This window comes from Massilia sp. P1_C10, assembly GCF_056406475.1.
In genome coordinates this window covers 115027-134924 of the sequence record NZ_JBFUAC010000006.1, presented here as the reverse complement: position 1 = coordinate 134924, position 19898 = coordinate 115027, and the positions used below count along the sequence as shown (strand labels likewise).

15 protein-coding genes and 1 pseudogene are annotated in these 19898 nt (G+C 63.9%); 6 read left to right on the top strand and 10 right to left on the bottom strand.

Annotation, left to right across the window (positions count from 1 at the left end):
* Positions 1-2 precede the first annotated feature (2 nt).
* The 6 genes from AC1D02_RS14850 to AC1D02_RS14825 form a co-directional block, all read right to left on the bottom strand.
* Positions 3-941, bottom strand: a complete 939-nt coding sequence (locus AC1D02_RS14850; protein ID WP_477318143.1) for a MotA/TolQ/ExbB proton channel family protein — start codon at positions 939-941, stop codon at positions 3-5.
* An 82-nt stretch (positions 942-1023) separates the two neighbouring features.
* Complete coding sequence (locus AC1D02_RS14845; protein WP_477318141.1) at positions 1024-1683, bottom strand: energy transducer TonB; 660 nt, start codon at positions 1681-1683, stop codon at positions 1024-1026.
* A gap of 486 nt (positions 1684-2169) precedes the next feature.
* The gene (locus AC1D02_RS14840; RefSeq protein WP_477318139.1) at positions 2170-3696 is read right to left on the bottom strand and encodes a SpoVR family protein; all 1527 of its coding nucleotides are present in this window, start codon (positions 3694-3696) and stop codon (positions 2170-2172) included.
* Between the two features lie 7 nt (positions 3697-3703).
* A complete protein-coding gene (locus AC1D02_RS14835; RefSeq protein ID WP_477318137.1) occupies positions 3704-4972 on the bottom strand; it encodes a YeaH/YhbH family protein in 1269 nt (422 codons plus the stop codon).
* Positions 4973-5049: 77 nt separating this feature from the next.
* The gene (locus AC1D02_RS14830; RefSeq protein ID WP_477318135.1) at positions 5050-6972 is read right to left on the bottom strand and encodes a PrkA family serine protein kinase; all 1923 of its coding nucleotides are present in this window, start codon (positions 6970-6972) and stop codon (positions 5050-5052) included.
* Between the two features lie 238 nt (positions 6973-7210).
* Positions 7211-7603 (bottom strand): hypothetical protein, encoded by a 393-nt coding sequence (locus AC1D02_RS14825; protein ID WP_477318431.1) that lies wholly within the window; start codon positions 7601-7603, stop codon positions 7211-7213.
* On the opposite strand from AC1D02_RS14825, the gene AC1D02_RS14820 reads away from it, so the two are divergent.
* Both AC1D02_RS14820 and AC1D02_RS14815 read left to right on the top strand, forming a co-directional pair.
* Entirely contained in the window at positions 7547-8554 is a 1008-nt protein-coding gene (locus AC1D02_RS14820) for an adenosine deaminase (RefSeq protein WP_477318133.1), read from the top strand. The two genes, AC1D02_RS14825 and AC1D02_RS14820, sit on opposite strands and share 57 nt — an antisense overlap.
* A gap of 6 nt (positions 8555-8560) precedes the next feature.
* Complete coding sequence (locus AC1D02_RS14815) at positions 8561-11092, top strand: ABC transporter permease (protein ID WP_477318131.1); 2532 nt, start codon at positions 8561-8563, stop codon at positions 11090-11092.
* Here the strand turns inward: AC1D02_RS14815 and AC1D02_RS14810 are convergent.
* Positions 11089-11907: a response regulator gene (locus AC1D02_RS14810; protein WP_477318129.1), complete on the bottom strand. Its 819-nt coding sequence runs from the start codon at positions 11905-11907 to the stop codon at positions 11089-11091. The two genes, AC1D02_RS14815 and AC1D02_RS14810, sit on opposite strands and share 4 nt — an antisense overlap.
* Before the next feature lie 144 nt (positions 11908-12051).
* Between AC1D02_RS14810 and AC1D02_RS14805 the strand changes: the two genes are divergently transcribed.
* The 4 genes and pseudogenes from AC1D02_RS14805 to AC1D02_RS14790 all read left to right on the top strand — a co-directional run bounded on the left by AC1D02_RS14805 (position 12052) and on the right by AC1D02_RS14790 (position 16656).
* Positions 12052-12441: a group II truncated hemoglobin gene (locus tag AC1D02_RS14805; RefSeq protein ID WP_477318127.1), complete on the top strand. Its 390-nt coding sequence runs from the start codon at positions 12052-12054 to the stop codon at positions 12439-12441.
* A gap of 2 nt (positions 12442-12443) precedes the next feature.
* Entirely contained in the window at positions 12444-13697 is a 1254-nt protein-coding gene (locus AC1D02_RS14800) for a DNA recombination protein RmuC (RefSeq protein ID WP_477318125.1), read from the top strand.
* Between the two features lie 15 nt (positions 13698-13712).
* A pseudogene (locus tag AC1D02_RS14795) lies at positions 13713-15251 on the top strand (acyl CoA:acetate/3-ketoacid CoA transferase); the annotation flags it as partial.
* A 76-nt stretch (positions 15252-15327) separates the two neighbouring features.
* A complete protein-coding gene (locus AC1D02_RS14790) occupies positions 15328-16656 on the top strand; it encodes a hypothetical protein (protein ID WP_477318123.1) in 1329 nt (442 codons plus the stop codon).
* Positions 16657-16694: 38 nt separating this feature from the next.
* On the opposite strand, the gene moeA is transcribed toward AC1D02_RS14790, so the two are convergent.
* From moeA to AC1D02_RS14775, 3 genes are read right to left on the bottom strand one after another with little or no spacing between them, the layout of a single operon-like run.
* Entirely contained in the window at positions 16695-18572 is a 1878-nt protein-coding gene (gene moeA / locus AC1D02_RS14785) for a molybdopterin molybdotransferase MoeA (protein ID WP_477318121.1), read from the bottom strand.
* 7 nt (positions 18573-18579) lie between these two features.
* Positions 18580-19689 (bottom strand): GTP 3',8-cyclase MoaA, encoded by a 1110-nt coding sequence (gene moaA / locus AC1D02_RS14780; protein ID WP_477318119.1) that lies wholly within the window; start codon positions 19687-19689, stop codon positions 18580-18582.
* Positions 19682-19849 (bottom strand): hypothetical protein, encoded by a 168-nt coding sequence (locus AC1D02_RS14775; protein WP_477318117.1) that lies wholly within the window; start codon positions 19847-19849, stop codon positions 19682-19684. The genes moaA and AC1D02_RS14775 overlap by 8 nt, the downstream gene beginning before the upstream one ends.
* Positions 19850-19898: the final 49 nt, after the last annotated feature.

The window sequence follows — 19898 nt, the reverse complement described above, 5'->3', positions numbered from 1 at the left end:
ATTTATCCAATCTTCTTGGCGCCGGCACCAGCAGCACCCAGACGGCCAGCTTCGCTGGTCGACATTGCGCCGGAGATCAGGACCGAGTGAACGTCAGCCGAGAACGAACGGACGTCTTCCATGGCCGACTTGTTGCGGCGCACCAGCCAGTTGTAACCCAGAACCGCTGGAACTGCGACGAACAGACCGAAAGCGGTCATGATCAGCGCTTCACCGACTGGACCCGCAACCTTGTCGATCGATGCGTTACCGGTCATACCGATGTTGGTCAGCGCGCCGTAGATACCCCACACGGTACCGAACAGACCGATGAACGGTGCGGTCGAACCGACGGTTGCCAGGAACGACAGGCCGTCTTGCAGACGCGACTGGACTTTTTCAACAGCGCGCTGGATCGACATCGTCACCCAGGTCGACAGGTCGATCTGCTCGAGCAGGGCGCCGTCGTGGTGCTGGGTAGCCTTGGTGCCGGTTTCAGCGATGAAGCGGAACGGCGAGCCTTCTTTCAGCGATGCCGAACCGGCAGCGATCGACGAAGCTTTCCAGAACTTGGCCGAAGTCTCTTTCGACTGCTTGAAGATCTTCATCTGGTCGAGCAGCTTGGTGATGATGATGTACCACGAACCCATCGACATCAGCGACAGGATCACCAGGGTAGCGCGTGGCACGAAACCACCGGCCCAGACAGCGGCGAAGCCAAACGGGTTTTCGACTTCTTCCTTGGTGCCGGCTGGCGCGGCGGCGGCAGGCGCTGCTGCTGCGTCGGCTGCTGGCGCAGCGGCAGCGTCGGCCGCTGGTGCGCTCGCTGCTGGAGCGGCGGCTGCGGCGGACGCGGATGCAGGGGCGTCAGCGAATGCAGGTGCGGAAACCAGGGCGGCGGCCGCGGTTACCGAGAACAGGACAGCCGCCAGGACAGCGGACAAACGGGTATTCTTAAACATGCTTCCTCCAAATATATAAAATAATCAGTTCGCTGAACGTAATGACAACGAAAAGTCACAGGTTGGGACCTTGGGTCCCGGGTTATTCCAGCGTCCAGACGTACTGCATTTGCATCCACGCTTTTTCCGGCTTGCCGTCGGTGGTGCCCGGCTTGAAGCGGCATTTGCTGATGCCGGTGACCGCCGCCTTGTCCAACTCACGGAAGCCACTGGATTTCAAGATCTTCGAATCGGCGACGCGGCCATCTTCGGCGATCAGGAATTGCAGGGTGACGGTACCGGTTTCCTCATTGCGCAGGGAGGCTTTCGGCCACTCTGGTTTTGCGCAGGTGTTGAAATCGGCGACCGCTGCCACTTTGACCGGATTGGCGTTGCCAACAGGCGCTGCCGGTGCGGCCGGTGCTTGCGGACGGGCCAGCTCGTTCGTTGCCGGCTTGGCCGTCGACGATACCGCAATCGCGCTTTGCTGCGGCGGCGGCTGCTGCACGTTCACCTCGACGGGCGGAATGAACGGTGGCGGCGGCGCTTTCATCTCAGGCGGCGGCGGCGGAGGCGGAATTTCCTTCGGTGGAGGAGGTGCCTTCTCCTCGATAATCTTGGTCTCCACTGCTTCAGCCATCTTGGTGACCATGCGCTTGCCGAGACCGGTAATGACCCCATAGGCGACTAGTGCGTGCAAGAGGATGACAATGGTGATGCCGGTGTAGTTCTTCCCGGCCGGTTTATCATGCGAAAAATTCATGCCTGCTTTCTCCAATACCAACTCTTTTTGTAGCTACTTAAACCCACAAAACACGACAAAAGCCAGGGCCGCATTCGGGACATCGGCGAATTATACCTACGAATTCTTTTTTGCACATACATTTTTCATACCCCGAACGTCGGTCATTTCACTGTGAAAATGATGCATTCACGACCATATTTCGCGTTCGGAGCGTCAGAATGAATAGCGATCAATGCTTAATGAAATGGTAAGGCCCGGGCGCGGCAAACGGGCCAACGCCGGGCGGCGCCACGCTTCCCTAAACAAGTGCCATGGCAATTTACCAATAGGCAAATTCCATTCGGTGGGGCATGGTGATTATGCTAACTATATACAGGTTCGCAGAACAGGGGCGTTCGCTTGAAACTGCGCAGCGCCAGAAGCGCGTCCTGCCATCATATAGCAAAAAGTGATGGGATGCGCATGTCTTTGTATATGTTAGCAGAGGCGCGCCGCGAGGGGCGCTTAATTGCGGTTGCGCTTTTCGCGGCGGCATTCCAGGCTGCTGACGACATTGCCCTGCGGGTCGACGGTGTCGAGGTGGACGTCGAAACCCCACAGCCGCGCCACGTGGCGCAGCACTTCCTGCGCCTGCTGGTTCAGCGGCCGGCGCTGGAACTGGGTGTGGCGCAAAGTGAGCGCGCGGTCGTCGCGCGTATTTACCTGCCAGACCTGGATGTTGGGCTCGCGGTTGCCCAGGTTGTACTGCTCGGCCAGCTGCTGGCGCACGTAGCGGTAGCCGCGTTCGTCGTGGATGGCCGAGATCTGCAGCTTGTCCTTGCGGTCGTCGTCGAGCACGGCGAAGAAGTGGAAGTCGCGGATCAGCTTGGGCGACAGGTACTGGGCGATGAAGCTTTCGTCCTTGAAATTGCGCATCGCAAAGTCGAGCGTCTTGCGCCAGTCGCTGCCGGCGAACGAGGGGAACCATTCGCGGTCCTCGTCGGTCGGGTCTTCGCAGATGCGGCGGATGTCGCTCATCATCGCAAAGCCGAGCGCGTACGGGTTGATGCCGTTGTAGTAGGGGCTGGTGGCCGAGGGCTGGAACACCACGTTGGTATGGCTTTGCAGGAACTCCATCATGAAGCCGTCGCCGACGATGCCCTCTTTATATAGTTCGTGCAGGATGGTGTAGTGCCAGAACGTGGCCCAGCCTTCGTTCATCACCTGGGTCTGGCGCTGCGGGTAGAAGTATTGCGAGATCTTGCGCGTGATGCGCACCATTTCGCGCTGCCAAGGTTCGAGCAGCGGCGCGTACTTCTCGATGAAGTACAGCAGGTTCTCTTCGGGCTCGGGCGGGAAGCGCAGCGGCGGCGCATCGGCCAGTTCCTCGTCGCGCCGCGGCACCGTGCGCCACAGGGCGTTGACCTGCGACTGGGCGTATTCCTCGCGCTCCTTCTGGCGCGCGTTCTCCTGCGCCAGCGACAGCTTGGCCGGGCGCTTGTAGCGGTCGACCCCGTAGTTCTGCAGCGCGTGGCAGGAATCGAGGATCTGCTCGACCGCGTCGATGCCGTGGCGCTGCTCGCACTCGGCGATGTAATTCTTGGCGAACACCATGTAGTCGACGATGGCGTCGGCATCGGTCCAGGTGCGGAACAGGTAGTTCCCCTTGAAGAAGGAGTTGTGGCCGTAGGCGGCGTGCGCGATCACCAGCGCCTGCATGGTCAGGCTGTTCTCCTCCATTAAATAGGCGATGCAGGGATTCGAGTTGATGACGATCTCGTAGGCCAGGCCCATCTGGCCGCGCTTGTAGCTTTTTTCGGTCGACAGGAAGTGCTTGCCGAACGACCAGTGGTTGTACGACACCGGCATGCCGACCGAGGTGTAGGCATCCATCATCTGCTCGGCGGTGATGATCTCGAGCTGGTTGGGGTAGGTGTCGAGCCCGAAGTTGCGGGCGACACGGCGGATTTCCTCGTGCGCCTGTTCGATCAGGTCGAAGGTCCACTCCGACTGCTCGGGCAGGGCGCGCGGGTTTTTCGGGTCTCTGGGCATGGCAATCTCACTTCGGCTGCTTCTTGAACAGTTCCCGGAACACCGGATAGATGTCGGCCGGCGTGACGATCTTCTGCATCGCGAAATTCGGATGGTGGTCGCCCACTTCGGCGTACTGTTCCCACAGGTTCTGTTGCGGGCCGTCGGTGATTTCCACGTAGGTGTAGTACTGCACCGCCGGCATGATGGTGTTGATCAGGAGCTGCTTGCACAGCACCGAGTCGTTGTCCCAGTTGTCGCCGTCGGAGGCCTGGGCCACGTAGCTGTTCCATTCGCCGCTGCCGTAGCGCTCGCTGATGATCTTCTGCAGCAGGTGCAGCGCCGACGACACCACGGTGCCGCCCGATTCGCGCGAATGGAAAAATTCGTTCTCGTCGACCTCGGCGGCGGCGGTGTGATGGCGGATGAACACCACCTCGATCTTGTCGTAGGCGCGCTTGAGGAACAGATACAGCAGGATGAAGAAGCGCTTGGCGGTGTCCTTGCGGCTTTCGTCCATCGAGCCCGACACGTCCATGATGCAGAACATGACGGCCTGGGTGGTCGGCTTGGGCACCTTGATGCGGTTGCTGTAGCGCAGATCGAACGGATCGATGAAGGGGATCGCCAGCAGCCTGGTGTGCAGGTGGTGCACCAGCTTCTTGAGTTCGACGACGCGCGGATCGTCGAGCGGGGCGCCTTCCTCCAGCAGCCGCGCCAGGTCGTGCTCGGCTTCGGTGAGGCGCTTGCGCGAACTGCCGCCGACGGCGATGCGCCGCCCCAGGGCGCCGCGCAGGGAACGCAGCACGTGGATGTTGGACGGCGTGCCGGAGATGTTGTAGCCGGCGCGCTGGTTCTTGAATTCGGTGGTTTGCGTCAGCTGCGTCTTGACCATGTTCGGCAGCTCGAGGTCCTCGAAGAAGTAGTTCATGAATTCTTCGCGCGACAGTTCGAAGATGAAGTCGTCCTCGGTGGTCTGGTCGCTGTTGCCGGCCTTGCCGCGGCCGGAACCGCCGCCGCTGCGCGGGCGGTTGAACTGGTCGCCCTTTTGATATTCCTTGTTGCCGGGGTTAACCGTTTCCCACACGCCGCCATGGGCGTGGCCGAAATTCGGTTCGTTGACGTCCTTGACGGGAATGGACACCTTCTCGCCATTTTCGATGTCGGTGATCGAGCGACCCTTGATCGCGCGCCCGACAGCATCCTTGATCTGGCTTTTGTATCGCCGGAGGAAGCGCTCTCGGTTGATCGCAGACTTGTTCTTGCCTTGCAAGCGTCGGTCGATGAGGTAAGTCAAAACGTGCCTCCTGCTCAAAATCCGCGGCGGGCCGGCGGCAAAACCGCCAAGCCCACTTCTATCTTAACCCTTTCTGGTCAAGACGACTTCCGCACGCGCAGATACCACTCGCACAGCAGGCGGACCTGCTTGGCCGTATAGCCTTTTTCCACCATGCGCGCGACAAAATCGGCGTGCTTGTTGGCGTCCTCGGCCGAGGCCTTGGCGTTGAACGAAATCACCGGCAGCAATTCCTCGGTGTTCGAGAACATCTTCTTCTCGATCACGGTGCGGAATTTTTCGTAGCTGGTCCAGGCCGGATTCTTGCCGCCGTTGGTGGCGCGGGCGCGCAGGCCGAAGTTGACGATTTCGTTGCGGAAATCCTTCGGATTCGAGATGCCGGCCGGCTTCTCGATTTTTTCCAGCTCGCTGTTGAGCGCATCGCGGTCGAACGATTCGCCCGTGTCCGGATCGCGGAACTCCTGGTCCTGGATCCAGAAGTCGGCAAACGTCACGTAGCGGTCGAAGATGTTCTGGCCGTATTCCGAATAGCTTTCCAGGTAGGCGGTCTGGATTTCCTTGCCGATGAAGTCGACGTAGCGCTGCGCCAGGTGCTCCTTGATATAGGAGAGGTAGCGCTGCTCGGTTTCGGGCGCGAACTGCTCGCGCTCGATCTGCTGCTCGAGCACATACAACAGGTGCACCGGATTGGCCGCCACTTCGGTGTTGTCGAAGTTGAAGACCTTCGACAGGATCTTGAACGCGAAGCGGGTTGACAGCCCGTTCATGCCTTCGTCGACGCCGGCATAGTCGACATACTCGTGCATCGACTTGGCTTTCGGATCGGTGTCCTTCAGGTTCTCGCCGTCGTACACCAGCATCTTCGAGAAGATCGACGAATTCTCCGGATCCTTCAGGCGCGACAGAATCGCGAACTGCGCCATCATCTTCATCGTTCCCGGCGCGCACGGGGCGTGCTCGAGCGAGGAGTTGCGGATCAGCTTGTCGTAGATCTTGATCTCGTCGGACACGCGCAGGCAGTACGGCACCTTGACGATGTAAATACGGTCGAGGAAGGCCTCGTTGTTGCGGTTGTTGCGGAAGGTCTTCCACTCCGACTCGTTCGAGTGCGCCAGCACGATGCCGTCGAAAGGGATGGCGCCGAAGCCCTCGGTGCCCTTGTAGTTGCCTTCCTGGGTCGCGGTCAGCAGCGGATGGAGCACCTTGATCGGCGCCTTGAACATCTCGACGAATTCCATCAGGCCCTGGTTGCCCAGGCACAGGCCGCCCGAGTAGCTGTAGGCGTCCGGATCGTCCTGGGCATAGTCCTCGAGCTTGCGGATGTCGACCTTGCCGACCAGCGAGGAGATGTCCTGGTTGTTCTCGTCGCCCGGCTCGGTCTTGGAAATCGCGATCTGCTTGAGCATCGACGGGTAGCGCTTGACCACGCGGAACTTGTTGATGTCGCCGTTGAACTCGTGCAGGCGCTTGACCGCCCACGGCGACGGAATCGTGCGCAGATAGCGCCGCGGGATGCCGTAGTCCTCTTCCAGAATGGTGCCGTCCTCGTCCTCGTTGAACAGGCCCAGCGGGGACTCGTTGACGGGCGAGCCCTTCAGGCAGTAGAAGGGCACCTGTTCCATCAGCGACTTGAGCTTTTCGGCGATCGACGACTTGCCGCCGCCGACCGGGCCGAGCAGGTAGAGGATCTGCTTGCGCTCCTCGAGGCCCTGGGCGGCGTGGCGGAAGTAGGACACCACCTGCTCGATGACCTCCTCGGTGCCGTAGAAGTCCTTGAAGGCGGGATACAGCTTGATGACCTTGTTGGCGAAGATGCGCGAGAGCCGGGTGTCGTTGCGCGTGTCGACCAGGGTCGGCTCGCCGATCGCGGCGAGCATGCGTTCGGGCGCCGTGGCGTAGGTCAGCGGATCCTTCTTGCACAGCGCCAGATATTCAGTGAGAGAAAATTCCTCTTCCCGGGTACGCTCGTAGCGAGCCGCGTAGTTGTCAAAAATGGTCATTTGAATGTCCTTTAATGTGCTTACACTGGTCACTATGCTGGCAGGCATCTAGCCGCCCAGGCCTGGTCGCTGGCGTCTCCCCTTTTATGTCGACAAGAACGTTTCCTGGTCCAAACTTCTGAAACAAAAACGGCTATCGATGGATGTTTTTTTCGCCGGTTATTCCCGGCCGATTGCGCGTGCTGACAACGTCTTCTTACGCCTATGAAATTTATTATGTGCCTAATGAAAGGAGAAGTCAAAGCAATGAAGCGTGATCGTGCGTAACTATTTCAAGTGCTTGTTTTGTAACGAAAAAGAAGCGTTCTATACAGGTGATTTCTGTCGCACTGTCGACTCGTCCGCGCCCAATTTTATCGATTCGATCACGCTTTTCGCGCCCCATTTTGCGCGCGATTTCTGCACCGACTTTCGGTTCCGCGGGCGCGCCCGGATCGATAACCCAGCGGTGCACCGGCATGGGGCGGATGTCACACTTTTTCCTTTGCGAATTAATCGGTCGCGGAACCCATCGGGCGCCTTGCGCTACACTGTTTGCATCACGCCGCGCCGGCCGCACACCCTGGAGAAAAAAATGCCCCAAAAACAGTTGCAGGATGTTTTGCAGCAGATGCCCAAGGCAGAATTGCACATACACATCGAAGGGTCACTCGAACCCGAACTGATCTTTGAGTTGGCTCAAAGAAATGGGGTCGCGCTGGCCTACGAATCGGTCGACAGCCTGCGCAAAGCGTATGCGTTCGACAATTTGCAGTCTTTTCTCGACATTTATTACGCCGGCGCCAGCGTGCTGCTGAAAGAGCGGGACTTCTACGACATGACGATGGCGTACCTGCAGCGCGCAGCGGCCGACAATGTGCGCCACGCCGAGATCTTCTTCGATCCTCAGACCCACACCGCGCGCGGCGTGCCGTTCGAGACCGTCATCAACGGCATCTGGCGCGCCTGCCAGGACGGGCCGATCAGCGCGAGCCTGATCATGTGCTTCCTGCGCCACCTGCCCGAAGCCGACGCCATCGCCACGCTTGAAGAAGCGCTGCCGTTCCGCGACAAGATCATCGGCGTCGGGCTCGATTCGTCCGAGGTCGGCCATCCGCCGGAAAAATTCTGCCGCGTGTTCGAGCGCTGCCGCCAGCTCGGACTGCACCTGGTCGCCCACGCCGGCGAGGAGGGGCCGCCGGAATACATCGAGACCGCGCTCGACCTGCTCAACGTCGAGCGCATCGACCACGGCGTGCGCTGCCTCGAAAGCCCGGTGCTGACCGAGCGCCTGGCGCGCGAGCAGATCGCGCTGACCGTGTGCCCGCTGTCGAACATCAAGCTGCGCGTGTTCGATCACATGGGCCAGCACAACCTGCTCGAGCTGCTCGACGCGGGGCTGGCCGCCACCGTCAACTCGGACGACCCGGCCTACTTCGGCGGCTACATGAACGATAACTTCCTGGCCGCGTTCGACGCGCTGCCGCTCGGGCTGTCGCACGCGCACCGTCTGGCGCGCAACAGCTTCAACGCGTCCTTCCTCGAACCGGAGGCCAAGCGCGCCTTCGTCGAGGAGCTGGACGCCTTCTTTGCCAAGGTCTAGATCCGCATGCTGCTTCAATCGTTCCGTATGACCGCGCGCGACTGGCGCGCGGGAGAGCTGCGCTTCCTGCTGGTCGCCCTGATCATCGCAGTCGCCTCGCTGTCGGCGGTCGGCTTCTTTATCGACCGCATGCGCAGCAGCCTGAATCGCGACGCGCACCAGCTGCTGGGCGCCGACCTGCTGGTCAACGCCGACCAGCCGGTGCGCGCCGAGTGGCGCGCCGAGGCGCTGCGGCGCGGCCTGGTGCTGGCCGACACGGTGACCTTCCCCAGCATGGCGCAGTCGGGCGAGGGCGAACAGTCGCAGGCGCAGCTGGCGTCGGTGAAGGCGGTCAGCCAGGGCTATCCGCTGCGCGGCCAGGTGCGCATCACCACCAGCGTCGATGAAGCCAATGCCGCGCGTGGGGTGAAGACCGCGGCCACGCCGGCGCCCGGCACGGTGTGGGTGGACCCGAACGTGTTGAGCGGCCTGAAGACCACCATCGGCGCGCCGCTCAAGCTGGGCGACAAGACCTTCACCATCGCCCAGCTGATTTCGGCCGAGCCGGATCGCGGCCCGTCGTTCGCCAATTTCGCGCCGCGCGTGATGCTGTCGACGGCCGACCTGGCCGCGACCGGGCTGGTCGACAACGGCTCGCGCGTGACCTACCGCATGCAGGTGGCGGCGCCGTCGAACAACGACCTGGCGCGCGTGAAGCAGTACGAGCAGTGGCTCAAGGCGCGCATCGCCGCGGAGAACATCAAGGGCGTGCGCATCGAGTCGCTGGAAAACGGCCGGCCCGAAATGCGCGCCACGCTGGACCGGGCCGACCGCTTCCTGTCGCTGGTCGGCCTGCTGTCGGCGATGCTGGCGGCGGTCGCCGTCGCCATGGCGGCGCGGCGCTTCATGCTGCGCCATCTCGACGCCTGCGCGATGCTGCGCTGCCTGGGGCTGTCGCAGAACCAGGTCACCGCGCTGTACCTGACCGAATTCGTGCTGGTCGGCGTGGCCGGCAGCTTGCTTGGCGTGCTGGTGGGCTTCGGCGCCCATTACGTGCTGCTCGAGCTGATCGGAAAATTCATCAGCACCGATTTGCCGCCGGTGTCGGCGCTGCCGGCGCTGCAGGGCATCGCGACCGGCATGCTGCTGCTGGTGGGCTTCGCGCTGCCGCCGGTGCTCCAGTTGCGCAACGTGCCGCACAACCGCGTGATCCGGCGCGAGCAAGCGCCGCCGCGCGCGATGGCGCTGGCGACTTACGGCCTGGGCGTGTGCGCGTTCGTCGCGCTGCTGCTGTGGCAGGCCGGCGACGTGCAGTTGGCAATGCTGACCGCGGCGGGGTTCCTCGGCGGCTTCGCGCTGTTCGCGCTGGCCGGCTGGCTTGGGCTGCTGTCGCTGCGCCGGCTGCGCGGCGCGATCGATCATCAGTCGTGGCGCTTCGCGGTGACGGCGCTGCAGCGGCGCCCTGGCGCGACCATCATCCAGGTGGTGTCGCTGGCGCTCGGCCTGATGGCGCTGCTGCTGCTCACTGTGGTGCGCGGCGACCTGATGACGGCATGGCGCAGCGCCACGCCGGCCGACGCGCCGAACCGCTTCGTCATCAACATCATGCCGGACCAGAAGGATCCGGTGGAGCAGCGCCTGGGCGCCGCGCGTGTCAGGGACGTGGTGCTGTATCCGATGATCCGCGGCCGCCTCACGGCCATCAACGGCAATGCGATCAACGCGGCTAACTACCCGGACGACAACGCGCGGCGCCAGGTCGACCGCGAACTGAACCTGTCGACCATGAAGGACATGCAGCCGTCCAACCAGCTGGTGGCCGGCAAGTGGTACGCCGATGCGCCGGGCCAGGCCGAGGCGTCGGTGGAGCAGGGTATCGCCAAGTCGCTCAAGCTGAAACTGGGCGACGTGATGCGCTTCGACGTGGCGGGACAGATTGTCGAGGCGCGCGTGACCAGCCTGCGCAAGCTCGAATGGGGCTCGATGCGGGCGAACTTCTTCGTCATCATCAATCCGCGCGCGATGGCGGCGATGCCGCAGACGTACATGACCGCGTTCCGGCTGCCTCCGGCCGACAGCGCGCTGACCAATGCGCTGACGCGCGAATTCCCCAACCTGACCGTGATCGACGTCAGCGGCATCATCGGCCAGCTGCAGGAAGTGCTGGACCAGGTAGTCACGGCGGTGGAGTTCCTGTTCCTGTTCACGCTGGCCTCGGGCGTTCTGGTGCTGTACGCGGCGCTGATGGGATCGCAGGACGAGCGCACCCGCGAGGCGGGCCTGCTGCGCGCGCTGGGCGCCACCCGCAAGCAGCTGTCGCAGGCGCAGTGGATCGAATTCTCGCTGGTGGGCGGCCTTGCAGGAATGCTGGCAGCGTCCGGCGCCGCGGCGCTGGGCTGGGCGCTGGCGACCTACCAGTTCAAGTTCGAGTGGAGCTTCAGTCCCGTGGTGTGGCTGGCGGGCCTCGCGGTGGGCGTGGCGTGCGCGATTGCGGGCGGCTGGCTCGGGCTGCGCAACGTGCTGAAACAGCCGCCGCTGCAAACCCTGCGCGAGGGCTAGGCCTCGAACAGCGCCCAATAATAGGATTGGGCGCCTTCGCAGACGCTGGCCGGCTCGCAGTACCGGTACCAGCGCTCGCCGACGGATGCGTCGTACATGCCGTCGCCATTGCGGAACCACGGCACGATGCAGCGCGCGTCGATGGCGTCCAGCAGCGAGGGCGGCGCGCCGCTGTCGCGTGCGACTTCGTGGTGCGCCCGCATGCCGCCGGCGGTCTCGATCACCATCAGCCGCGCGGCTCCGGCGGCGTCGATCAGCATCAAACCGGACGGCGCGGCGTGCAGGTAATGTTCGACCACACCGTGCCGCGCGCTCAGTTCGCGCACCAGACGCGCCACCGCGTCGTCGCCCAGGAAGCTGTATTCGTCCAGCGCCGCGGGCGAAACCACCGCATCGGAAAGCTCCAGGAAGAACTGATGGCGCAGCGCCGCGATCGCGCGTGCCAGTTGGTCCAGCGCGTCGCCGTCGCTCTTGCAGATGGCATGGTCGATCAGCTTGCGGTTGAACGCGTCGATGGTCGCCCGCTCGTCACCCGGGCCGGTCAACAGGATCTTCTTGCACGGCTGTCCGGCCAGCGCGGTGCAAAACTCGACGCCGGTCATGCCCGCAATACGCTGGTCGACCACCACCACCGCAGGGGCCATGTGGCGGCCGACGCAGACCTGCTGGCGCAGCCATTCCAGCGCCACGCGCGGCTCGCTGAACGTTTCGGTGGCGCTCGCTTCGCCCAGTTCGTGCCGCAGCCGCGCCAGGAATGCTTCGCTGTCGTCGACCAGCACGGTGACGCTGGGGTGCTGGATGATCGGGAGGCGCATCGGGTCTGCTTCGGAAATGAGGGTTGATCGAGATCAATAGCATGATCTCGCACAAGCGGCCTCTGCCGTTTGATCTACATCAATCCCAACAATGGTGCGGATTTCACAGATGCTCCGCGCGCCGCCGTGCGTTATGATGGCGCAATGACACAATCCAACACTTTGTACGAGGTCTTCGGCGGCGAGCAGCGCGTGCGCGAACTGGTCGACCGTTTCTACGACCTGATGGAACTGGAGCCGGAATTTGCCGGCATCCGCGCGATGCACCCGCCCACCACCGAGGGCTCGCGCGAGAAGCTGTTCATGTTTTTGTCCGGCTGGATGGGCGGGCCCGACCTGTTCGTCGAGCGCCACGGCCACCCGCGCCTGCGCGCACGCCACCTGCCGTTTGCGATCGGCAGCAGCGAGCGCGATCAGTGGCTGCGCGCGATGGCATGGGCAATGGAAGACATCGGCATCGATGAAGCGCTGCGGTTGCGCCTGATGGAGTCGTTCTACCAGACGGCCGACTGGATGCGCAACAAGGCCGACTGACGATGACGAATAACGAATTCATGATTCTCGCCGCGCTTGCGGCCGTCGTCGTGGTGCTGCAGATCGTGCTGCTGTTGCGCGGACGCGGCAACCAGGACGGCCAGTTCGAGCGGCTCGAGCGCGCGCTGCAAGGCACGGCGCAGGCGACGCGCCAGGAGCTGGCGCAGCAGCTCGATTCGATGCGCCAGCAGATTCACCTGCAAGCCGTCAGCGGCCGCGAAGAGCAGGCGGCCACTCTGAAGCGCTTCAGCGACAGCTTCGGGCAGCGCATGCTGGAGGTGCGCGCGACGCTGGAGACCAAGATCCGCGAGCTGCAGACCGATAACGGCGCGCGCCTGGAAGAGATGCGCAAGACCGTCGACGAGAAGCTGCACGCGACGCTCGAGACGCGCCTGACCGAGTCGTTCAGGCAGGTGTCGGAACGGCTGGAAAAGGTCCACCAGGGACTGGGCGAGATGCAGCAACTGGCGATCGGCGTGGGCGACCTGAAACGGGTGCTGACCAACGTGAAGACGCGCGGGACCTGGGGCGAGGTGCAGCTGGAGATGCTGCTCGAGCAGGTGCTGACGGTGGACCAGTACGCGAAGAACGTCGAGACGATTCCGGGCAGCGGAGCGCGGGTGGAATTTGCGATCAAGTTGCCTGGAGCGGCCGACGACGGCGCGCCGGTGTGGCTGCCGATCGACGCCAAATTCCCGAAGGAGCAGTACGAGCGCCTGGTGGAAGCGGCCGAGCGGGCCGATGCCGACGGCGTGCTCACGGCGGGACGCGAGCTGGAACGCGCGGTGCGCGGCGAGGCGAAGACGATCTGCGAGAAGTACCTGTCGCCGCCGCTAACGACCGACTTCGCGATCCTGTTCCTGCCGACCGAGGGGCTGTATGCGGAAGTGATGCGGCGTCCCGGACTGGCGGACGATCTGCAGCGCACCTTGCGCGTGTCGATCGCGGGGCCGTCGACCTTGTCGGCCATCCTGAACAGCCTGCAGATGGGTTTCCGCACGCTGGCGCTGGAGAAGCGCTCGTCCGAGGTGTGGCAGGTGCTGGGCGCGGTAAAAACGGAGTTCGGCAAGTTCGGCACGGTGCTCAGTAATACGCGGCTGACGCTGGAGAAGGCAGCCAAGAGCATCGAGAGCGCCGAGGTGCGCAGCCGGCAGATGGCGCGCAAGCTGAAGTCGGTGGAGGCGCTGCCTAGCGAGACGGCGGAGCTGATGCTGGGGACTGAAGCCGATTCCGACCTGGATCCGGAGATTTTGTAACCCTTTGGAGGCGCGATGCGCGACAAGGTCGTCACGGCAGCAGAGGCAGTGCAGCGCATCCGCGACGGCGACACCGTCGCCACCGGCGGTTTCGTCGGCGTGGGCTTTGCCGACAACATCGCGGTGGCGCTCGAGCAGCGCTTTACGTCCACCGGCGCGCCGCGCGGCCTGACGCTGGTCTACGCCGCCGGGCAAGGCGACGGCAAGCTGCGCGGCCTGAATCACTTCGGCCACGAAGGCATGGTCCGGCGCGTCATCGGCGGCCACTGGGCGCTGGCGCCGGCGCTCCAGAAGCTCGCCATCGACAACAAGATCGAGGCGTACAACCTGCCGCAGGGCGTCATCAGCCAGCTGTTTCGCGATACCGCCGCCGGCAAGCCGGGGCTGGTGTCGTCGGTGGGCCTGGGCACGTTCGTCGATCCGCGCTTCGGCGGCGGCAAGATCAATGCGCTGGCGCGCGAGGACGTCGTCTCGCTGATGGAAATCGAAGGACAGGAATACCTGTTCTACAAAACGCGCCCGATCCATGTGGCGATCATCCGCGGCACCTCGGCCGACCACGCGGGCAATGTGACGATGGAGAAGGAAGCGCTGACGCTGGAGGCGCTGGCGATCGCGATGGCGGCGCACAATTCGGGCGGCATGGTCATCGTGCAGGTCGAGCAGGTGGTCGGGAACGGCACGCTGAACGCGCGCCAGGTGAAGATACCCGGCATCCTGGTTGACTGCGTCGTGGTCGCCGAGCAGCCCGAATATCACATGCAGACCTTCACCACCGCGTACAGCGCGGCCTACGCCAGCGAGCATCGCGTGCCGCTGTCGTCGCTGGCGCCGATGCCGCTGTGCGAACGCAAGATCATCGCGCGGCGCGCGCTGATGGAGCTGTCGGAAGGCGACGTCGTCAACCTCGGCATCGGCATGCCCGAAGGCGTGGCGCAGGTGGCTGCCGAGGAGGGCATGCTGGAATCGATTACGCTGACGGCGGAGGCGGGCGTGATTGGCGGGATGCCGGCCGGCGGCCTCGATTTCGGCACGGCGACCAATGCCGACGCGGTCATCGACCAGCCTTACCAGTTCGACTTCTACGACGGCGGCGGCCTCGATGTGGCGGTGCTCGGGCTGGCGCAGGCGGACCGCGAGGGTAACCTGAACGTCAGCAAATTCGGCGCGAAGCTGGCCGGCGCCGGAGGCTTCATCAACATCAGCCAGAACGCGCGCAAGGTGGTGTTCGTCGGGACCTTCACCGCCGGCGGGCTGGAAGTCGCAGTCAGCGAAGGGCGCCTGAAGATTGTCAGGGAAGGGGCGACGCGCAAGTTCGTCGAGCAGGTCGAACATCGCACCTATGCCGGCAGGTTCGCCTATGCGCGCGGGCAGGAGGCGCTGTACATCACCGAGCGCTGCGTGTTTCGCCTGGCGGAATCGGGAATCGAAATAACAGAGGTAGCGCCGGGGATCGACATCGAGCGCGACATCATGGCGCAGATGGATTTCCGGCCGGAGGTCAGCGGCCAGTTGACGACCATGGATGCGCGCATCTTCACTGACCGGGCGATGGCTGTTACAAAAATAAAGCCGTAAACATCACACATTGGCCTAGAATTGCATTGCTTTTTACTCAACAAGGAACGCAATGGACAAGCCGATATGGGTGGGCGTAATGGCGACTGGGCTGCTGGCCGTCGCATTGCAGGCGCAGGCCGGGATCACCTTCCAGGTCGCCGTCGCCACGCATTTTCAGCCCGGCCCAGGAAGCCAGAACCTGCCCCCGGACGATACAGTGACCAGCCAGGTGCTGCTGGACGCACGCAGCATTTCCGTCACTACCTCGGGCCGCGCGGCGGTGTTCGATTTCGCAGGCCGGCGCCGCTACGATGTCGACCTGAAGGCCGGAACCTACGTCGACTATTCGCTGTTCGACACCGTTGGTTTCCGCGTGATGGAGGCGCAGAGCCGCGCCAACATGCGCAAGATGCTGGCCGCGGCGAAGGTCGACGCGCCGGCGTTCGATCCGGTATTCGATGAGCAGTCGCTTTCGATTTCGTCACAACAGGGACGAGCGTTGACCGAGGCGGCCGACGGCGCCGACACGGTCTTTTCGGTCGATGGCAAGGCGCTGCTGCGCTTTGGCGCGGGCGGCGCACCGGTCGGCGCCGATGACGCGGCCGCTTTCACACGCTACCTGCGATATCAGTTCGGCGGTCACCCGCTTGTGCTGGCGAAGCTCGCCAGCCTCGGGCGCGTGCCCGACAAATTCGTCATGTATTACCGCGAGGTCGGAGGCTCCCAGACGCGCACCTTTACGATCTCGGGGCTGAAGCCATCGGCGGCGCCCGCGTACGATCTGGCGCCATACAAGGAACGTGTCGGCGGCGCCGATGAAATCGATCAGCTGCTCGATCGGGCGCGTGCAACGCGCGCCCCGAGCGATGCCGACCGCATCAAGTTCGAAGCGCAGCAGGATGCCGCGTTCGCCGACAAGCGCGGTCTCGATGCGATGCTCGGCGCGGTGGAATGGACGTTGATGACCGGCGCCCGGATGAAGCCATTCTCGCCGGATCGGCAGGCCGTGTTGCAGTCCGATCCCGCAGTACGCATAGTGTCGGGCGCGATGCAGCCGCGCGACAAGGCGAGTCTCGCCTCCGCGGCGCAAGTGATGAAGACGATGCAGGCGCAAACCATGAGCAAACGGCATGTACTGCAGTTGTTTGAAGCGAACGACCGCATGCAGCTGGGTGAACGCACGGCGGCGCTGCCGCTGTTCGCCAGCGTGCTGCGCGCGAATCCCGCGCTGGCGGGGGCGTACAAGGATATGGGCGATGCGTTGATCGTCGGTTTCGACATGCCGCGCGGCTGGCGCAGCTGGGACCAGGGCCGGCGCATCGCGCCTCAACTCAATCTGTTCGATCCCATCAATCAGTTCGAGCAGAAGCTGGTGCGGGAGCATCCGGAGTGCTTCTGAAGATGGGGTCAGGTCCGCGGGACCAGACCCCGGCAGGACTAGACGAGGCCTTCGAACAGCATGACGTCGACCATGTCGCCGGGGTCCACGTTGCCCATCTCGTCGTGCAGCACCACCATGCAGTTCGCTTCCGACATCGAGCGCAGGATGCCCGAACCTTGCGAGCCGGTGATCGCTACCTGCTGCTGGCCGTTCGCATCGACCGACAGGATGCCGCGCTGGTATTCGGTGCGGCCCGACTTCTTGCGGATCGCGCCGGCCGACTTCACGCGCAGCAGCGGCAGCGGCGCGTCGGCGCCCATCATCGCCAGCAGGGCGTTGCGGGCGAAGAAGTAGAACGACACCATCACGGCGACCGGATTGCCGGGAAGGCCGAACAGGAAGGCGCTCTTGCCGTTCGAGTTGATCTTGCCGAAGGCGAGCGGCCGCCCCGGACGCATGCCGATCTTCCAGAACGTGACGTCGCCCAGCTTGGCCATGATCTCGCGCGTGTAGTCGGCCGCGCCGACCGACACGCCGCCCGAGGTGACGATGGCGTCGGCGTTTTCGCAGGCGTTGCGCAGCGCGTCTTCCAGCGCCTGCGGATCGTCGCGCACGATGCCCATGTCGATGATGTCGCAGCCGAGCCGCGTCAGCATGCCGTACAAGGTGTAGCGGTTGCTGTCGTAGACGCAGCCGGCGTCCAGCGGTTCGCCGATCGAGCGCAGTTCGTCGCCGGTCGAGAAGAACGCCACGCGCAGGCGCCGCTGCACCGGCACTTCGGCAATGCCGAGCGAGGCGAGCAGGCCGAGGTCGGCCGGGCGGATGATCTTGCCTTTCCTGAGCGCGGGACTGCCGGCCTTCAGGTCTTCGCCGGCGAAGCGGCGGTTGTCGCCCGTGCGGATGGCGCCGGTGTCGATGGTGATTTCGGCGTCCGAGATCGCGGCCACATGCTCCTGCGGGATCACGCTGTCGCAGCCGTCCGGCATTACGCCGCCCGTCATGATGCGCACGCACTCACCGGCGCTTGGCACCGCGTCGTTCGGGCGTCCCGCGAACACGGTGGCGATGACCTTCAGCGTGGTGGGACCATCGGCTTGCAGGTCGGCGCCCCGCAGCGCGTAGCCGTCCATCGCCGAGTTGTCGTGGGCCGGCACGTTGATCGGCGAGACGATGTCGGCCGCCAGCACGCGGTCCAGCGCGGAGCGCAGCGCGACTTTTTCGACCGAGCGGACGGGCGTGACGAAGTCGCCGATGATTTTCTGCGCGTGGCGCACCGGCAGCGCATCGGGATCGTAGTCGGACAGGCAGCTGACCACGTCTTTCAGGCGCGGGGCGCGCGACGTATCGAGGCTGTGCAGTTCGTCGAGCGTGTTGATGTTGCGGAAGGCGTCGCCGTCCTCGAACAGCACTTCGGCCACGTTCAGATCCGGGTACCAGCCGTCCATCTTGCGGCCGCCTTCGGCCAGGTACCGGGACAGCACCGGCAGCAGCGACGTTTTGACCAGGCAGAAAACGGGATGCGGCTGCTTGCGCATGCCGGCTTCCTGCGTGACCGCCAGCGCGATGTCGGCACCCTGCGATTGCAGCGCGTCGAACAGACGCGCGGCCAGATCAAGCGGCACGAAGGGCGAGTCGCACGGTGCGGTGACGAGGTAGGGTGCATCGCAATGCCGCAATCCGGCTTCGAGTCCTGCCAGCGGACCAGCGAAGCCAGTGGTTTCGTCGGGCCACACCGGCGCGCCGAATGCGGCGTACGCATCGAGGTTCTGGTTGGCGTTGATGGCGATGCTGCCCACTTGCGGCGCCAGGCGCTCGAGCACGTGCTGCACCATGGTCGTGCCGCGGAACGGCTGCAGGCCCTTGTCGACGTGTCCCATGCGCGAGCCGCGCCCGCCCGCCAGGATCAGTGCGCTGATCTGTTCATTCTTGTTCATGCTTGATTTACCCGCCGATGTAAGACATTTCGACCCGCTTGGGGCCGCGTTCGATGCCTGTGGTGTTGATTGTGCGTGTGTCGGAGTAGCGGTCGGCGCGCGCGCGCCACAGCTGCGCCACCGCGCCGGAGATTTCGGCGTCGCTGCGGCCGCTGCGCAGCAGGCCGCGCAGGTCGTGGCCGCGCGTGGCGAACAGGCAGGTGTAGAGCTGACCCTCGGTCGACAGGCGCGCCCGCGTGCAGTCTTTGCAGAACGACTGCGTGACGCTGGAGATCATGCCGACCTCGCCGCCGCCGTCGACGTAGCGCCAGCGCGCGGCGGTCTCGCCGGTGTAGTTGGCGCCAATGGGTTCGAGCGACATGTCGGCCGAGATGCGGCGCACCACGTCGGCGGACGGGATCACTTCGTCCATGTTCCAGCCGTTCGACGCGCCCACGTCCATGTATTCGATGAAGCGCAGGATGTACGGCGTGCCCTTGAAGTGGCGCGCCATCGGGACGATTTCCTGGTCGTTCATGCCGCCCTTGACGACCATGTTGATCTTGATCGGTCCCAGGCCGACCTGGTGCGCGACGTCGATCCCGTGCAGCACATCGCCGACCGCGAAGTCGACGTCGTTCATGCGCTTGAAGGTGGCGTCGTCGAGCGAGTCGAGCGACACGGTGACGCGGTTCAGGCCCGCGTCCTTCAGTGACTGCGCCTTGCGGGCCAGCAGCGATCCGTTGGTGGTCAGGGTGAGGTCGAGCGGACGGCCGCTCGGCGTGCGCAGCTCGGCCAGCATGCCGACCAGCTTCTCGACGTTCTTGCGCAGCAGCGGCTCGCCTCCGGTCAGGCGGATCTTCTCGACGCCGTGGTTGACGAAGATGGTGGCGATGCGGGTGATTTCTTCGAACGACAGCAGCGAGGTGTGCGGCAGGTACTGGTAGTCCTTGTCGAACACCTCCTTGGGCATGCAATACACGCAGCGGAAATTGCAGCGGTCGGTGACGGAGATGCGCAGGTCGTGCAGCGGGCGCGCGAGAGCGTCGTCCACGCGGCCGGTGGGCGCTTCGAGGACGGCGGGAACGGCCAGCTGCGGCCTGCGCTCGTCGTTGAGCATGATGATTTTTTCAGCCATGCCAATACGATAGCACGAGGCCGGCAACTGCACAGGCGAAGATCAGTTTGATGGTGCCCACTTTGAAGCGGAATAAGGCGATAAAAGCCAGCGCGCCGATGCTGATGGCGGCGATATTCAGCAGGCCATGTTCGAAGAATACGTGGCGGCCGAAGAACACGTCGCACGGCGATCACGCCCGGGTCGCCGCATCGTTGGATGCTCGCGGT

Excerpts from the sequence above, each read along its gene's own strand:
- AC1D02_RS14840 (WP_477318139.1), bottom strand. The coding sequence starts at position 3,696 with ATGCCCAGAGACCCGAAAAACCCGCGCGCCCTGCCCGAGCAGTCGGAG.
- AC1D02_RS14810 (WP_477318129.1), bottom strand. The coding sequence starts at position 11,907 with ATGCGCCTCCCGATCATCCAGCACCCCAGCGTCACCGTGCTGGTCGAC.
- AC1D02_RS14820 (WP_477318133.1), top strand. The coding sequence starts at position 7,547 with ATGCCCCAAAAACAGTTGCAGGATGTTTTGCAGCAGATGCCCAAGGCA.
- AC1D02_RS14805 (WP_477318127.1), top strand. The coding sequence starts at position 12,052 with ATGACACAATCCAACACTTTGTACGAGGTCTTCGGCGGCGAGCAGCGC.
- moaA (WP_477318119.1), bottom strand. The coding sequence starts at position 19,689 with ATGGCTGAAAAAATCATCATGCTCAACGACGAGCGCAGGCCGCAGCTG.
- AC1D02_RS14845 (WP_477318141.1), bottom strand. The coding sequence starts at position 1,683 with ATGAATTTTTCGCATGATAAACCGGCCGGGAAGAACTACACCGGCATC.
- AC1D02_RS14800 (WP_477318125.1), top strand. The coding sequence starts at position 12,444 with ATGACGAATAACGAATTCATGATTCTCGCCGCGCTTGCGGCCGTCGTC.
- AC1D02_RS14815 (WP_477318131.1), top strand. The coding sequence starts at position 8,561 with ATGCTGCTTCAATCGTTCCGTATGACCGCGCGCGACTGGCGCGCGGGA.
- AC1D02_RS14830 (WP_477318135.1), bottom strand. The coding sequence starts at position 6,972 with ATGACCATTTTTGACAACTACGCGGCTCGCTACGAGCGTACCCGGGAA.
- AC1D02_RS14790 (WP_477318123.1), top strand. The coding sequence starts at position 15,328 with ATGGACAAGCCGATATGGGTGGGCGTAATGGCGACTGGGCTGCTGGCC.
- AC1D02_RS14850 (WP_477318143.1), bottom strand. The coding sequence starts at position 941 with ATGTTTAAGAATACCCGTTTGTCCGCTGTCCTGGCGGCTGTCCTGTTC.
- moeA (WP_477318121.1), bottom strand. The coding sequence starts at position 18,572 with ATGAACAAGAATGAACAGATCAGCGCACTGATCCTGGCGGGCGGGCGC.